The 14,566-nt window shown below is 65.9% G+C and carries 19 protein-coding genes; 8 read left to right on the forward strand and 11 right to left on the reverse strand.

The genetic code is table 11. The annotated features are described in order from the left end of the window. Positions 1-133: 133 nt before the first annotated feature. Genes HHL13_RS11290 through HHL13_RS11305 form a run of 4 tightly spaced genes read right to left on the reverse strand, consistent with a single transcriptional unit; the run spans position 134 to position 2,911 of the window. A complete protein-coding gene (locus HHL13_RS11290) occupies positions 134-769 on the reverse strand; it encodes a CoA transferase subunit B (protein ID WP_169555755.1) in 636 nt (211 codons plus the stop codon). After that, entirely contained in the window at positions 769-1,080 is a 312-nt protein-coding gene (locus HHL13_RS11295) for a DUF5076 domain-containing protein (RefSeq protein ID WP_169555756.1), read from the reverse strand. The genes HHL13_RS11290 and HHL13_RS11295 overlap by 1 nt, the downstream gene beginning before the upstream one ends. Next, entirely contained in the window at positions 1,077-2,207 is a 1,131-nt protein-coding gene (locus HHL13_RS11300; protein ID WP_240953685.1) for an HAD family acid phosphatase, read from the reverse strand. Before HHL13_RS11300 ends, HHL13_RS11295 begins: the two co-directional genes overlap by 4 nt. Further along, positions 2,204-2,911: a CoA transferase subunit A gene (locus tag HHL13_RS11305; protein WP_169555757.1), complete on the reverse strand. Its 708-nt coding sequence runs from the start codon at positions 2,909-2,911 to the stop codon at positions 2,204-2,206. Before HHL13_RS11305 ends, HHL13_RS11300 begins: the two co-directional genes overlap by 4 nt. A gap of 354 nt (positions 2,912-3,265) precedes the next feature. Here HHL13_RS11305 and HHL13_RS11310 point away from each other — a divergent pair, with 354 nt between their 5' ends. Further along, complete coding sequence (locus HHL13_RS11310) at positions 3,266-3,805, forward strand: outer membrane beta-barrel protein (RefSeq protein WP_169555758.1); 540 nt, start codon at positions 3,266-3,268, stop codon at positions 3,803-3,805. A gap of 57 nt (positions 3,806-3,862) precedes the next feature. Here the strand turns inward: HHL13_RS11310 and HHL13_RS11315 are convergent, their stop codons facing one another. Further along, positions 3,863-4,600: a glutathione S-transferase family protein gene (locus tag HHL13_RS11315; protein WP_206376904.1), complete on the reverse strand. Its 738-nt coding sequence runs from the start codon at positions 4,598-4,600 to the stop codon at positions 3,863-3,865. A gap of 83 nt (positions 4,601-4,683) precedes the next feature. Between HHL13_RS11315 and HHL13_RS11320 the strand changes: the two genes are divergently transcribed. Beyond that, positions 4,684-6,327, forward strand: coding sequence for a thiamine pyrophosphate-binding protein (locus HHL13_RS11320; RefSeq protein WP_169555760.1), 1,644 nt, complete (start codon positions 4,684-4,686; stop codon positions 6,325-6,327). Positions 6,328-6,395: 68 nt separating this feature from the next. Here HHL13_RS11320 and HHL13_RS11325 read toward each other — a convergent pair whose 3' ends face one another. Then, entirely contained in the window at positions 6,396-6,566 is a 171-nt protein-coding gene (locus HHL13_RS11325; RefSeq protein WP_169555761.1) for a CsbD family protein, read from the reverse strand. Positions 6,567-6,655: 89 nt separating this feature from the next. On the opposite strand from HHL13_RS11325, the gene HHL13_RS11330 reads away from it, so the two are divergent. Continuing rightward, on the forward strand, positions 6,656-7,252 hold the full coding sequence (locus HHL13_RS11330) for a class I SAM-dependent methyltransferase (protein WP_206376905.1): 597 nt from the start codon (positions 6,656-6,658) through the stop codon (positions 7,250-7,252). Here the strand turns inward: HHL13_RS11330 and HHL13_RS11335 are convergent. After that, positions 7,249-8,013 (reverse strand): alpha/beta hydrolase, encoded by a 765-nt coding sequence (locus HHL13_RS11335; protein ID WP_240953686.1) that lies wholly within the window; start codon positions 8,011-8,013, stop codon positions 7,249-7,251. The genes HHL13_RS11330 and HHL13_RS11335 overlap by 4 nt on opposite strands. 2 nt (positions 8,014-8,015) lie before the next feature. Further along, positions 8,016-9,020 carry a sulfur carrier protein ThiS gene (gene thiS / locus HHL13_RS11340; RefSeq protein ID WP_169555763.1) on the reverse strand — a complete coding sequence of 335 codons (1,005 nt, stop codon included), beginning with the start codon at positions 9,018-9,020 and terminating at the stop codon, positions 8,016-8,018. 108 nt (positions 9,021-9,128) lie between these two features. Here thiS and aroQ point away from each other — a divergent pair, with 108 nt between their 5' ends. From aroQ to arsC, 5 genes are read left to right on the forward strand one after another with little or no spacing between them, the layout of a single operon-like run. Then, a complete protein-coding gene (gene aroQ / locus HHL13_RS11345; protein ID WP_169555764.1) occupies positions 9,129-9,563 on the forward strand; it encodes a type II 3-dehydroquinate dehydratase in 435 nt (144 codons plus the stop codon). Positions 9,564-9,597: 34 nt separating this feature from the next. Beyond that, positions 9,598-10,080 (forward strand): acetyl-CoA carboxylase biotin carboxyl carrier protein, encoded by a 483-nt coding sequence (gene accB, locus HHL13_RS11350; protein ID WP_169555765.1) that lies wholly within the window; start codon positions 9,598-9,600, stop codon positions 10,078-10,080. 4 nt (positions 10,081-10,084) lie between these two features. Beyond that, on the forward strand, positions 10,085-11,437 hold the full coding sequence (gene accC, locus HHL13_RS11355; protein ID WP_169555766.1) for an acetyl-CoA carboxylase biotin carboxylase subunit: 1,353 nt from the start codon (positions 10,085-10,087) through the stop codon (positions 11,435-11,437). 40 nt (positions 11,438-11,477) lie between these two features. Next, positions 11,478-11,954 (forward strand): hypothetical protein, encoded by a 477-nt coding sequence (locus tag HHL13_RS11360; protein WP_169555767.1) that lies wholly within the window; start codon positions 11,478-11,480, stop codon positions 11,952-11,954. A 3-nt stretch (positions 11,955-11,957) separates the two neighbouring features. Next, a complete protein-coding gene (gene arsC, locus HHL13_RS11365) occupies positions 11,958-12,299 on the forward strand; it encodes an arsenate reductase (glutaredoxin) (RefSeq protein ID WP_169555768.1) in 342 nt (113 codons plus the stop codon). Here the strand turns inward: arsC and HHL13_RS11370 are convergent. The 3 genes from HHL13_RS11370 to HHL13_RS11380 all read right to left on the reverse strand — a co-directional run bounded on the left by HHL13_RS11370 (position 12,296) and on the right by HHL13_RS11380 (position 14,563). Then, complete coding sequence (locus tag HHL13_RS11370) at positions 12,296-13,624, reverse strand: hypothetical protein (protein ID WP_169555769.1); 1,329 nt, start codon at positions 13,622-13,624, stop codon at positions 12,296-12,298. The two genes, arsC and HHL13_RS11370, sit on opposite strands and share 4 nt — an antisense overlap. After that, a complete protein-coding gene (locus tag HHL13_RS11375) occupies positions 13,621-13,953 on the reverse strand; it encodes a hypothetical protein (RefSeq protein ID WP_169555770.1) in 333 nt (110 codons plus the stop codon). Before HHL13_RS11375 ends, HHL13_RS11370 begins: the two co-directional genes overlap by 4 nt. Positions 13,954-14,050: 97 nt before the next feature. Further along, positions 14,051-14,563, reverse strand: coding sequence for a hypothetical protein (locus HHL13_RS11380; protein ID WP_169555771.1), 513 nt, complete (start codon positions 14,561-14,563; stop codon positions 14,051-14,053). Between the last annotated feature and the right edge of the window lie 3 nt (positions 14,564-14,566).

Raw genomic sequence — 14,566 nt, forward strand, 5'->3', positions numbered from 1 at the left:
ACGCCTCGCCGGGGGTAGCGTCAAACAACCAGATCAAGCCGATCGGAGGATCATCCGATCGTGCGGAAAGCGACAGGCATGGCGCTCCGGCCAAGGCCGACCGGACGATCCAGCCGGCCGCAAGCCGCCGCCGTCAGCTGTCGTAGCTGGCGGTCGTCTTCGCGGCCACTTCCTCGGCCGTCACGCCCGGCGCCAGCTCGATCAGCCGGAACGGCGAATTGTGGTCGGGACGCTGGAACACCGCCAGATCGGTGATGATCATGTCGACCACATTCTTGCCGGTCAGCGGCAGGGTGCAGGTCGGGATGAACTTGGGGTCGCCGGCCTTGGAGTTGTGCTCCATCACGACGATGATCTTCTTGACGCCCGCGACCAGATCCATCGCGCCGCCCATACCCTTGATCATCTTGCCCGGGATCATCCAGTTGGCGATGTCGCCGGTCTCGCTGATCTCCATCGCACCCAGCACGGTCAGGTCGATATGCCCGCCGCGGATCATCGCGAAGCTCTGCTCCGAACCGAAATAGGCCGATTGCGGCAGTTCGCTGATCGTCTGCTTGCCGGCGTTGATCAGATCGGGATCGACTTCGTCCTCATAGGGGAACGGGCCGATGCCGAGCATCCCGTTTTCCGACTGGAGCGTCACTTCGACGCCCGCCGGGATATGGTTCGCCACGAGCGTGGGGATGCCGATGCCGAGGTTCACGTAGAAGCCGTCCTGCAGCTCACGGGCAGCGCGGGCGGCCATTTCGTCACGGGTCCAGGGCATTAGTTGGTATCTCCGTTGGCATTGAGGTCGACGCTGACCGGCGGGGTCGTGCGTCCGTCGTTGAAGCCCTGCAGTATCTGGGCCGCCGCTTCCTCGTGGGTCAGGCCGTACGCGCGCGAATATGCCGTCGCGCCATGTTCGATCGCATCGGCCAGCAACAGGCCGAACTGCTTCGCGTCGGGCAGGCGGCGCGCATTGATGAAGACCGTGCTGTGGCCGCCATCGGTGACCCACAGCCGGGCGATCTCGAACGATTTATCGCCCAGCATCGAGGTATCGCGAAGCGCGATGTCGTTCTTCAGGCCGCTCATTGCGCAGTCTCCGGCGTGGCCGAGGGCGAAGGCTGCGGCGCCGGCGGGGCGTCCGCCGGGTCGGTCCAGCGCTTGTCGGCCGGGAAGATATCGTCGACGCCGCCGTGCAGCCCGGTGCCATAAACCGGGTTCGGCAACAGGAACCAGCCCGATCCCCACATCGCGGCGATCATCGTCTGGCTCGCCATGTTGCGGCGGATCGGCACCGGCACGCCGCCGGGATTGAACAGATCGGTGAAGTCGCCCAGCTGGTCGCCGACCTGCGCGATCACGCAATATTTGGCGGCGATTTCCCAGCGGCGGCTGTCCTTGCCGCTGCGGCCCGGACCTTCGCCGCGCAGCCACAGCGTTTCGCCCGGCTTCGCGCCGCCCAGCCCCGCCGCTTCGATCGCGGCGACGGTCTGCGCCGTATTGGCTTCGGAGCGGTTGGAATTGAACACGATGGTCACGCCCGCGCGGCGCATCCCGTCCAGCGTCTCGACCGCACCCGGCACCGGCGCGACCTTCTCGACGCCGGTCTGTTCCCAGCGCCGCCAGCGGGCATCGTCATAGCCGGTGCCGCGCATCGCATCGTCGGCCTCGAAGCCGAGATTGAGCAGTACGGTCTCGTCCACGTCGAACACCACCGCGAGCGGCTTCTTGCCGCACGCCACGAACTTCGGAACTTCGAGCGAGCCTTCGGGCGACAGGATCACGCCGCGGATATCGAGGCCCGCCTTGCGATCAGCGATCCGGTCCGACACGTAGCGCCACAGCGCCTGATAGGCCTGGATGCTGATCGCGGCGCCTTCGCCCGACCCGTAGAGATATTGCATCCCCGCCGGCGGCTTGCCCGGCTGGGGCTGGCCCGGCTGCGGCGCGGGGCCGCCGGGCGTGGGCAAGGGCGCGTTGACGACGCCGACGATGCGGAACGGCTCGACCTTCGACGTGCTGCTGGCGCCCGGCGTTGGCGACGGCGAAGCCACCGGCGTCTCGCGTTCCTGCGCGCGTTCGTCGCTGCCGCTGAGTTGCTTGCGCGCAATCGCGCCGCCTGCCGCCAGCGGAATCGCCGCCACCGCCGCGATGCAGCCCGACAGGGGCACCGCTGCGGTCAGCGCGAGGCCGAGGACGGCGGAGCGCCGCATCATGCCGTCTCGCGCGGGCGCGTGAGGCGGAATTCGATCTTCTTGTCGTAGGGGCTGCCGACGATCAGCCGCTTCACATAGATGCCCGGCAAGTGGATCTGGTCGGGATCGAGGCTGCCGACCGGCACCACTTCCTCGACTTCGGCGACGCAAATCCTGCCCGCGGTCGCCATCGGCTGGTTGAAGTTTCGCGCGGTCTTGCGGAAGATCAGGTTGCCGCTCTCGTCGGCCTTCCAGCCCTTGATGATCGACACGTCGCTGCGGATGCCGCGCTCGAGGATGTATTCCTCGCCGTCGAACACCTTCACTTCCTTGCCTTCGGCCACCTGGGTGCCGACGCCGGTCTTGGTATAGAAGCCGGGAATGCCAGCACCGCCGGCGCGGCAGCGCTCGGCCAGCGTGCCCTGGGGGCAGAACTCGACCTCGAGCTCGCCTGCCAGATATTGCCGCTCGAACTCCTTGTTCTCGCCGACATAGGAGGAGATCATCTTCTTCACCTGCCGGCTGCGGAGGAGCTTGCCCAGGCCTTCGCCGTCGATGCCGGCATTGTTGCTGGCGATGGTCAGATCCTTCACGCCCGACGCCTGGATCGCGTCGATCAGCCGCTCGGGGATGCCGCACAGGCCGAAACCGCCGGCGCACAGCGTCATGCCGTCGAACAGCAGCCCTTCCAGCGCTGCTTCTGCGTTGGGATAGAGCTTCTTCATGGGCACGACTCTCCGCTGGAACCGGCGCTCGGATAGGCGCGCGGCGCGGGCAAGGTCAACCTGAATAGCAATTCAACTTTGCGCGGTTCATCTACCGTTCAGCGATGTGGCGGCTATAGCGGAATGTGGCCGCCATAGTGCGGAACTGTCATATTTCAATGATACACGCCAAATATTCGCCACGGTTGATTCAGTTACCGTTCACAATGCGAAGGTGTGTGATGCAAATAAGACACACCTACGCAAATTCACTTATGCAGATTGCATAATCTTCTACAAATCGAAGCAAAGACCTCCTAGGTGCGTCGGCGAACGATCCATCGTTCCAACACTGTACCAATGAGGACTCTTTACATGCGTATTCTCGCAGCAACTTCGCTCGCCCTGGCGACGCTCGCCACCCCTGCTTTCGCACAGGACGCCGATGCCCCGATCAGCGGCGTGCACGTCACGGCAATCGGCGGTATCGATCACGTCACGGACAGCGGCGATTCCGCGTCGGGCGTGCTCGGCGGCGTGATTATCGGCTATGACAAGCAGCTCTCGAACATCGTGATCGGCGGCGAACTCGAAGCCTCGGTCTCGAACACCAAATATTGCTCGGGCGCGGCATGCGTCGAAGCCGGCCGTGACCTGTACGCCGGCGCGCGCATCGGTGTTCCGGTCGGCGGCCGCTCGATGATCTACGCCAAGGGCGGCTACACCAACGCCCGCATCGTGGGCACCGTTTCGGGCAACACCGTGACGTCGGACAATGTTGACGGCTGGCGCGCAGGCGTGGGCGCGGAAACCAATGTCGGCAAGCTCGTCGCTCGCGTCGAATATCGCTATTCGGACTATGACGGCGGCACCAAGCGCCACCAGGGTCTGGTGGGCGTCGGCTACCGCTTCTAAGCGAGAGCCATACCGGAATCAGGGCCGCGCGGGCATCCCGCGCGGCCCTTTTTCATGTCAGCGGAGCATGATGCTGCCCTTTGGCGTCGCATCGCCAAAGCTGGTGGCGGAAATCCGGGCGCCGGCGGCGCGCATGGCATCGGCCCGCTCATGACCGCGCGCGCCGACGATCGCCTGCTCGTAGCGGATGCTCGTAGCGAAGGCCGGCACCGCTTCAACTCGCGCGACCCATGCCGCGGTCCGCGGCCAGCGCGCGGGATCGATCCTCCAACCCGCCAGCAGCGCGTTGCGGAAGAATGCAGCGTAGCTGATGTCCGCCGTGCACAGATTGCCGAACAGGAAGCCCTCGTCCGGCGCGCGCGCTTCGATCCAGTCCAGCGCCGCGGGAAGCTCGACATCGGTCACCTGCGCGATCGCGGCTTCGTCCGGCACGGTCTTGAACACGCGCGGGCCGACGATGCGGGCGTAGAACAGTCGCCAGATGATCAGATCGCCCAGCCGGCTGTCGGCATATTCCTCCAGCCACCGCGCCCGCGCGCGATCCGCCGGTGATCGCGGCATCAGCGGCGGCTCGGGATAAGCTTCATCCAGATATTCGCAGATCACCGTCGAATCGTTGAGCACCAGATCGCCGTCGATCAGCACCGGGATGCGGCGCAGCGGGCTGACCCGGGTGAACGCGTCGGTGCCGTAAAAGGGCACGATCGGATCGACTTCATAGTCCAGGCCCTTGAGGTCGAGCGCGACCAGCACCTTGCGCGCATAGGGCGACACGTGATTGCCGATGACGAGCATGACTTCCTCCATAACTCCGCGCTCTGCCCCTGCGCGCTTTCGCGCTTGGCCTCGCTGATGCACTGGTTCTAGAACCTCGCGCCATGAGCGAAAAGCGCACCGGGGGCAGGATCCTCGTCGACAATCTCGTGGCCCAGGGCTGCGATCGTATCTTCCACGTCCCGGGCGAGAGCTTCCTCGCCGTACTCGACGCGCTGCACGATGTGCCCGCGATCGATGTCGTGACCTGCCGACAGGAGGGCGGCGTCAGCTTCATGGCCTGCGCCGACGGAACGATGACCAACAAGCCCGGCGTGGCCTTCGTCACGCGCGGTCCGGGCGCGACCAACGCGTCGATCGGTGTCCATGTCGCGATGCAGGATTCGATCCCGATGATTCTCTTCATCGGCGACGTCGATCGCGGAATGCGCGACCGCGAAGGCTTTCAGGAAGTCGATTTCCCCGCCTTTTTCGGCCCGATCTCGAAATGGGCGACTCGGATCGAGGATGCCGCTCGCATCCCCGAATATGTCGCCCGCGCCTGGAACGTCGCCCAGTCCGGCCGCCCCGGCCCGGTGGTGATCGCGCTGCCCGAGGACATGCTGTGCGATGTCGTCGAGTCGCTGGACCGGCCGGCGGTCGCGCGCGTGCCGCAGGCCGCCGACGCGGAAGCGATGACGCGCCTGGCCGAACTGGTGGCCGGCGCGAAGAATCCCATCGCCATCGTCGGCGGCGCGGGGTGGAATGCCGAAACTGGCGCCGACTTCGCGGCCTGGGCCGAACGAATCCAGCTTCCCGTCGCCACGGCTTTCCGCCGTCAGGATTCGCTGCCCGCCGGCAGCCCGGTCTTCGCCGGTAATCTCGGCTATGGTCCCAATCCGAAGCTGGTGCAGCGGATCAAGGACGCCGATCTGATCCTCGCCGTTGGCGCGCGGCTCGGCGAAGCGACCACCGACGGCTATACGCTGGTCACGCTCGACCATCCCGGCCAGACGCTGATCCACGTCCATCCGGACCCGAACGAGCTCGATCGCGTCTATCGCACCGATCTCGCCATCTGCGCCGGCATGGCCAGCTTCGCGCAGCAGCTGGCTACGCTCGACACGGCAGGCCCCTTCGCTGCAACGCAGGCCCATGCCGAATGGATCGAGTGGAACACGCCCAAGCCGCGCGACGTGATTTTCGATCTCGGCCAGTGCGTCGCGGCGATGCGCGAACGGCTTCCCGCCGACACGATCTACTGCAACGGCGCGGGCAATTTCTCGAGCTGGTGGCACCGCTACTGGCCCTATGCCGCCTATCCGTCGCAGCTCGCCCCGACCGCGGGCGCAATGGGCTATGGGGTGCCCGCGGCCGTCGCGGCGGCGTTGCGCGCCCCCGAACGGATGGTCGTCGCGCTGGCAGGGGATGGCGACTTCATGATGAACGGGCAGGAAATGGCCACCGCGGTCCAGCATGGCGCGAACCTGCTGGTGCTGGTGATCGATAATGCTGCATATGGCACGATCCGCATGCATCAGGAGCGCGAATATCCCGCGCGCCTGTCCGGCACGACGCTGCACAATCCCGATTTCGCCGCGCTGGCCCGCGCCTATGGCGGCTGGGCCGAAACGGTCGAGCGCACCGCCGACTTCGCCCCCGCGCTGGACAGGGCGATGGCGGAGACCGGGCTACGCCTGCTCCATCTCAAGACCGATGTGGAGATCATCACCGCGGCGACCACCATCACCGCGATCCGGAACCGCTAGACGCCGCACAAGCGAAGGGCCGCTCCGGTCATCCCGGAACGGCCCTTCCCGTGCGTAATCGCGGGCGATCAGATGTCGTCGCCGAGCGCGCCCTTCACCTTGCCGGCGAGCTGCTGGGCCTTGCCCTTCACTTCCTGACCGGCGCCTTCGGCGCGCGTATCCGGATCGTCGCTGTGCTGCTTCACCTTGCCGATGGCTTCGTTCACATTGCCTTTGATCTTGTCGACGAGTTCACCCATGATGGCGCTCCTTGCTGTGGGAAATTCCGTTCGCCTTTCAAACGGATGGACGGAAAGGAGGTTCCACGGCGAGCGGGGGGATGCGGCAAATGCCCGATCGGATCGCCGAACATTATGAGCGCCACGCGCACGCTTTCGACTATGCCCGGCGAAAGGCCTTTACCGAGCGGCACTGGCTCGATCGCTTCCTGATCGGCGTCGCCAAGGGCGGCCATATCCTCGATCTCGGCTGCGGCGCGGGCGAGCCTGTCGCCCGCTACCTGATCGACCACGGCCATCAGATCACCGGGATCGACGTTTCGGAGAAGATGATCGGCCTGTCGCGCACCCGCTTCGGGCGGCACGTCTGGCTGAAGGCCGATATGCGCAAGGCCGCGATGGGCCGCCAGTTCGCGGGCATCCTCGCCTGGGACAGCCTGTTCCACCTCGATCACGACGATCAGGCCGCGATGATCGAGAAGATCGGCCGCTGGCTCGAGCCGCGCGGCATGTTCCTGTTCAATTCCGGGCCGGAGCACAGCACCGCGATCGGCGAGCAATTCGGCGAGGAACTCTATCACGCCAGCCTCGACCCGCTGGAATATCTGCGCCTGCTGGAAGCAAGCGGCATGACGGTCGTCGCGCACAAGCCCGAGGATCCGTCCGCGGGCGGCCGCACCGTGTGGCTGGCCCGGAAATTCGCCTAGCGCGCGACGCCGCGCAGGAAGGGCAACACCGAGTTCCACGCATCGTCCGCGCCGCCGGCGTTGCGGGCCAGGATCAGGATCGACGAGCCGTGGACCCCGCCCTGCACCGGCACGAACTGGCGCTTCGCCGTGCCGGGCACCGCGTCGATCAGCGCCTTGGCCGCCGCGATCTCCTTGGGATCCTGCGCCGAAGTGACGAACACCGGGATCGTCAGCTTCGCTGCCGCATCCCGCACGCTAGGCTTGCCTTCGAAATATTCGTCGGGCGAAAAGGCCAGCACCGCCGCGACCTGTCCCGGGCGGTCCGCCGCGAGCAGCAGCGCGAGCGAAGCCGAATAGCTGCTGCCCCACAGGATCACCGGCAGCTTCCGGGTTCGCGCCCAGTCGAGCGCGGCTTCGAGGTCCTTGCGCGCGTCGAGATAACTCACCTCGCGGCCCAGCGCCTTCACCGTCCAGTTGCCGCCGAACATGTCGCCGCCCGAACGCTGATCGAGCGTCAGCGTCGCATAGCCTTCGGCGTTCAGGCGCGGGACGATGGTCGCATATTCGCCCTGCCCCGATCCCGCCTGATGGAACAGCAGGATGACGGCATGGGCGTTGGCGGGCTCGCTATAGGTGCCATAGACCTGCACCCCGTCCGCCGCCTTGAGCTGCACCGTTTCCTGCTTCGTGCCCGTCTCGACCGTCGCGGGCTGCTTCGCCGGCCCGCCGCAACCGCCCAGCGCAAGCGCAGCGCCCAGCAGGATCGCCAGCGTCCGCAAGCTCAGATCAGTCCGGCCAGCGGGCTGCTGGGATCGGCATAACGCCGCTTGCCCATCCGCCCGGCGCGGTACGAGAGGCGCCCGGCCTCGACCGCCGCCTTCATCGCCGCCGCCATCAGAATCGGATCCTTGGCCTCGGCGATCGCGGTGTTCATCAGCACGCCGTCGCAGCCCAGCTCCATCGCCACCGCCGCGTCGCTCGCGCTGCCGACGCCGGCATCGACCAGTACCGGCACCTTCGCGCCTTCGACGATCAGGCGGATCGTCACTTGGTTCTGGATGCCCAGCCCCGATCCGATCGGCGCGCCCAGCGGCATCACCGCCACCGCGCCGGCATCTTCCAGCCGCTTCGCCGCGATGGGATCGTCGACGCAATAGACCATCGGCAGGAAGCCTTCCTTGGCCAGCACCTCGGTCGCCCGCAGCGTCTCGACCATGTCGGGATACAGCGTCCGCGCTTCGCCCAGCACTTCCAGCTTCACCAGATCCCAGCCGCCCGCCTCGCGCGCCAGCCGCAGCGTGCGGATCGCCGACTCGGCATCGAAGCAGCCTGCGGTGTTGGGCAGATAGGTGATCTTCTTCGGGTCGATATAGTCGGTCAGCATCGGCGCCTTGGGATCGCTGACGTTCACGCGGCGCACCGCCACGGTGACGATCTCCGCGCCCGAAGCCGCGACCGCCGCCGCGTTCTGCTCGAAATCCTTGTACTTGCCGGTGCCGACGATCAGCCGCGAGCGGAACGTCTTGCCCGCCACCGTCCAGCTATCGTCGTCCAGGGGCTTGCCATGATCGCCGCCGCCCACGAAGTGGACGATCTCCAGCTCGTCGCCATCCTCGACGATCACTTCGCCCAGCGTCGAACGCGGCACGACTTCGAGGTTGCGCTCCACCGCCAGCTTCTCCGGAACAAGGCCCAGTTCCTCGGCGAGCTGGAGAATGGTGAGTTCGGCGGCAACCCGCTTGTGCTCGCCGTTGACGATGATGGAGACGGTGCCGTCAGTGTGCACTTGGGTTATCCGATTTGATCGCTGGGACGCGCTCATATAGGGAAGCGCACGCGCAAGCCGCAACCGCCGCAAACGGAAGTCGCGCTCGCCGCAACCGGAAAGGGACTCATGGCCGATACGATCTACGTCCTGAACGGCCCCAATCTGAACCTGCTGGGCCTGCGCGAGCCGGAAATCTATGGCTCGGACACGCTCGACGATATCGCCGGGCGGATGGAGGACCGGGCGAAGGAACTCGGGCTGGAAATCGACCTGCGCCAGTCCAACCATGAAGGCCATCTGGTCGACTGGATGCACGAAGCGCAGGCGCGCGACGCCAAGGCGATCCTGCTCAACGCCGGCGCCTTCACCCATACCAGCGTCGCGCTTTACGATGCGATCCGGGCCATCCGGACGCCGGTTATCGAAGTCCATCTGTCCAACCCGCACACGCGGGAGACATTCCGCCACCACAGTTATGTGGGCATGGCCGCCAAAGGAACCATCGCCGGTTTCGGGGCGCTATCCTACATGCTTGCGCTTGAAGCAGCCGCTAGTCTCTGACACAGGGCGCGGTTTCCATCGGAAGAAGAGTCAAATGACCGACAAGAACAATCACGGAGCGATGCAGGTCGACATCGAGATCGTGCGCCAGCTGGCAGCCGTGCTCGACGAGACCCAGCTGACCGAAATCGAAGTCGAGGACGGCGAACGCCGCATCCGCGTCGCACGCAAGGCCGCCCAGCAGGTGGTTCAGGCAGCGCCCGCCGCGGCCGCAGCCCCCGCGCCCGTCGCCGCCGCTCCGGCTGCCGCCGCACCGGCCGAGGCGCCCGCCGCCCCGTCGGCCGCGAACGCGGTCAAGTCGCCGATGGTCGGCACCGCTTATCTCGCCGCGAATCCGGAGGCTCCGGCCTTCGTCAGCGTGGGCCAGAAGGTGAAGGCCGGCGACACGCTGCTCATCATCGAAGCGATGAAGACGATGAATCCGATCCAGGCCCCTGCGGGCGGCACGGTCACCGCGATTCTCGTCGAGAATGGCCAGCCGGTCGAATACGACCAGCCGCTCGTGGTGGTCGAGTAACCCCATGAAGAAGATCGAGAAGCTCCTGATCGCCAATCGCGGCGAAATAGCGCTGCGCATCCATCGCGCATGCCATGAGATGGGCATCAAGACGGTTGCGGTGCATTCGACCGCCGATGCCGATGCGATGCACGTCCGCCTCGCCGACGAAGCGATCTGCATCGGGCCGCCGAGCGCGACCGACAGCTATCTCAACATTCCAGCGATCATCTCGGCCGCCGAAATCTCGGGCGCCGACGCGATCCACCCGGGCTATGGCTTCCTCAGCGAGAACGCCAAATTCGCCGAGATCGTCGAGGCGCACGGGATCATCTTCGTCGGGCCGAAGCCCGAGCATATCCGCACGATGGGCGACAAGATCGAAGCGAAGCGCACCGCCGGCGCGCTCGGTCTGCCGCTCGTCCCCGGATCGGACGGCGCGATCAGCGACGTCGAGGAAGCCAAGGCGATCGCCGAGAAGGCCGGTTATCCGGTCATCATCAAGGCAGCGTCGGGCGGCGGCGGCCGTGGCATGAAGGTCGTGTCGAACCCCGCCGATCTCGAAACCCAGATGCTCCAGGCAGGCAGCGAGGCGAAGGCCGCGTTCGGCGACGCCACCGTCTATCTCGAAAAATATCTCGGCAATCCGCGCCATATCGAGATCCAGATCTTTGGCGACGGGGAAGGCAATGCCATCCATCTCGGCGAGCGCGACTGCTCCCTCCAGCGCCGCCACCAGAAGGTTCTGGAAGAGGCCCCCTCCCCGATCCTGTCGACCGAAGAGCGCAACCGCATCGGCAATATCTGCGCCAAGGCGATGGCCGATATGGGCTATCGCGGCGCGGGCACGATCGAGTTCCTGTGGGAAGCCGGCGAATTCTACTTCATCGAGATGAATACCCGCCTGCAGGTGGAGCATCCGGTGACCGAGGCGATCACCGGCCTCGATCTCGTCCGCGAACAGATCCGCGTCGCCGAGGGCCACGGCCTGACGCTGCGTCAGGAGGATGTGCAGTTCCGCGGCCACGCGATCGAATGCCGCATCAACGCCGAGGATCCCCGCACCTTCGCTCCCTCGCCGGGTCTGGTGAAGGGCTATCACGCGCCGGGCGGCATGAACGTCCGCGTCGATAGCGGCCTCTATGCCGGCTACAAGGTGCCGCCCTACTACGACTCGATGATCGCCAAGCTGATCGTTTACGGCACCACGCGCCAGGGCGCGCTCCGCCGTCTGCGCCGCGCGCTGGAGGAATTCGTGATCGACGGGATGAAGACCACGATCCCGCTGCATCAGGCGCTGCTCGACGATCCCGAATTCCAGCAGGGCGAATATACGATCAAGTGGCTCGAGGAATGGCTGGCGAAGCAGGACGCCTGAACCGGGGGAACGGACGATGCGACAGGCTGTTCTAGGCGTTATGCTCGGCAGTCTGATCGCAGGTCCCGCTTCCGCGCAGGCCATACAACAGGCCGGCCGGTTCGCGATTTCTTGCAGCGGGACAAACACCTCGACGGTGCATCGCGCCGGCGCGTCCGCGCGGGTGACCGAGTCCAAGGTCAGCGGCGCGCTCTACGTAATCGATGAGGGTACGAAGACAGTCGAGCGGATGGCGCTCGACGGGAAAAGCTTCGAGGAAGTCTGCCGGATCGACAGCGGCTGCACCCGCGACTTTTCCGCGGCCCGCATTACCGTCGCCGCCGACATCATCCGGACCGGCACCGGCGAGCAACAAACCACCTGGCGCCGCGTGTCCCTGTTCGACTGGGATCGCAGCACCGGCAGGCTCGAAACCAAATTCGACATGATCGGCACGACGACCATGACGGTGATGTCTCACGGCGCACTGACCTGCAAACCGGCGAAACTTCCCGCCACCTATGTTCCGAAGGCGTAAGCGATGAAAGCGACGATCTGGCATAACCCGCGCTGCTCGAAGAGCCGCGAGACGCTGGCGATCCTGAACGACACCCCCGGCGTCGAAGTCGAGGTGGTCGAATATCTCAAACACCCGCCGACCCGCGCCCGCCTCGCCGACCTGTACGCCCGCGCCGAGATTTCGCCGCGCGATGGCCTGCGCAAGGCTGAGGACGCAGCAAAGGCCCTGCCCAGGGATGCCAGCGAAGATATGATCCTCGACGCGATGGTCGCGAACCCGATCCTGATCGAGCGCCCGCTGGTCGAAACCGACCACGGCGTACGCCTCGGCCGTCCGCCGGAAAAGGTGCGCGAAATCCTCTAGTAGCGCACGCCCAGCGACAGCTTCCACTGGTCGGTCCGCTTCAGCGTCTCGTCATCGTCGCCGCGCTCGAACGAATAGCGCAGTATCCAGTGCCCATCTTCGTCGAACTGATAGTTCAGCCCGATGTCGAGCCAGGTGACGCGTTGCGGCCCGGCGATGCGGAACAGATGCTTGTACGACGCATCGGCGGTAACATGCGAGAAAACCGCGCTTTCCGGCAGCAACCAGAACAACGCCTTGCCTTCGGCGCCGGCGCGCAGATAGCCCTCCCCATCGGTCAGCGCCGCATTCGCGCCGGCATCGAACACATAGCCGGCATGAGCGATCGCCTTCAGGTTGAACTTGACCCAGACCGGCCCGACGCGGCGCGCGGCGTCGAAGGGCAACGGCCGCAATTGCTGGAGGAACGCGGGCGTCCAGCTGAAATGCCCGGCGCCGACCGCGCTGTCGTCCTTGTCGTCGATCGTGACCAATCCCGTCAGGTCGATCTGGTCGAAGCTCTCCAGGAACGCGCTGTAGGTGAAGCCCAATCCCAGTTGCGATGCGTTCCCCGCAGTCGCCGAACCGCTCACGCTCTTGCGGGTATAGGAAAGGAAGGGGATCAGCTGCTGGTTCGGATCGTTGAGCAGCTCTAGTCCGACGACCGCTGCGATGCTGAAAGTCTCGGTCCCCGCGATCCGGTTGTCGACATAGGAGATTTCGGCCTGCGGCACCGCCGCCAGCTTCTCCTTGCTGCCGCGCGCCAGACCCAGCCCATCGGCAGTCTTGCTCAGGCGGAACGCGGAGGCAAACCGCCAGCCGCCCTCGGCTTCGGGTTTCGGCGAAGGCAGGCCTGACGACGTGGTCGTACCGGCGGAAGCCGCCGGCAGGGTGCAGCGTATCTCGGCGAATCGCCCGCGATTGTCGAACAGCATCGCCAGCGGCTCGCTGGCGAGCAACGGCCAGGCGGCGATATCGTCGGCGCCCGGGCTGGCCAGCGGCACGATCGCGATGCGCGGATCTCCGGCGAAGGTCTCGAGATATTGATGGATATTGTTGAGCGTCAGCTGGTCGCCCGGCTTGCACAGCCCCTTGCCCGCGCCCTTGCAATAGTCGCGGTCGAGCGCCGCGCCCGCCTTCTCCTGAAGCTCGTCGGTGCCGTCGCGATTGACGTCGCCGATTCCCACGAACGGCGCCTTGCTCAGCGCGAACGCACTGTTGAGAAGCCGGCCCGGCGCCACCCGGCCATCGACGCACAGCTTCGCCGGATCGAGCCCCTGCGCCGCCGCCGAACCGGCAGCGAGGCAAGCGACGGCATAAGCCGTGAAGGAAGCTCGCCGCCTCATCGTGCGACCGCCCAGGCCTGACGGCGTGTCGTGACCTTGTCGTACAGCAGCTGGACGCTGGCGTTCAGCACGCCATCCAGCACAGAACGCGTGTCCGCGACGCTGATCTCGTCCATCGCATAGCCCTGCGCCACCAGTGCGGCCCGTGCGCTGCGCAGGGTGGTCCCCCAATTCGCGGCACCGGCCGAATAGCCCTTGGGTGGACTCGAGGAGGGCTTCTTGATGACCCAGTCATTGCCCTGGACATTGTCATTGTACGCCGCCGCGATTTCGGCGCGCAGCGCTTCGCGGCAATCATTCCATGCCGTTCCGGATGCCACTTCTGCCATTGCGGATGCCTCCCCCCGAAGTCCCGGAGGGAGTATGCACGATCGAGGATACAATTGATCCTCGTTTCCGCGCCGAAACGGACGGATCGCGATACGGTCAGCGTCTCCGCCCCAACATCTCCCGCACTTCCTGAAACAACACGATCGCAAGCCCGGCCAGCATCAGGATTCCGGCCCAGCCTTGCCCGCTCGCGCCATTGTTCCACACCATCCGGGCGGGCATCGCGCCAAGCAGGACGATCAGCAGCAATCGCGTCGGCCAATGCGCGCGCGCCGCGTCCGGCGCCTGCGTCCGCACCAGCCGCTCCGCCACCACATTGGGTTCGCGATGCGCATGGTAGAGGAAGACGGTCATCGCCACCGCCGCGATGAGCGCGGCGACCAGCGCAAGACCGTCGTCCCCGGTCCAAAGGAGGTAGAACGGCAGCGCAATGCCCGCCGCCGCATAGATGGCCCACACCCGCGGACTCGCCCAGCTGTTACGCCAGTTGCGGACGAAATCCTCCACTTCGTCCGCGGTGAAGATCACCCCGACGCCCCATTGCACGAAACGGAAACCGCCCGGATGCGGCGCGAACCTGCGCCGGAACCTGTCTTCGAGCATCCCCATGCG

Source organism: Sphingomonas sp. G-3-2-10 (assembly GCF_012927115.1).
Taxonomy (GTDB): Bacteria; Pseudomonadota; Alphaproteobacteria; order Sphingomonadales; family Sphingomonadaceae; genus Sphingomonas.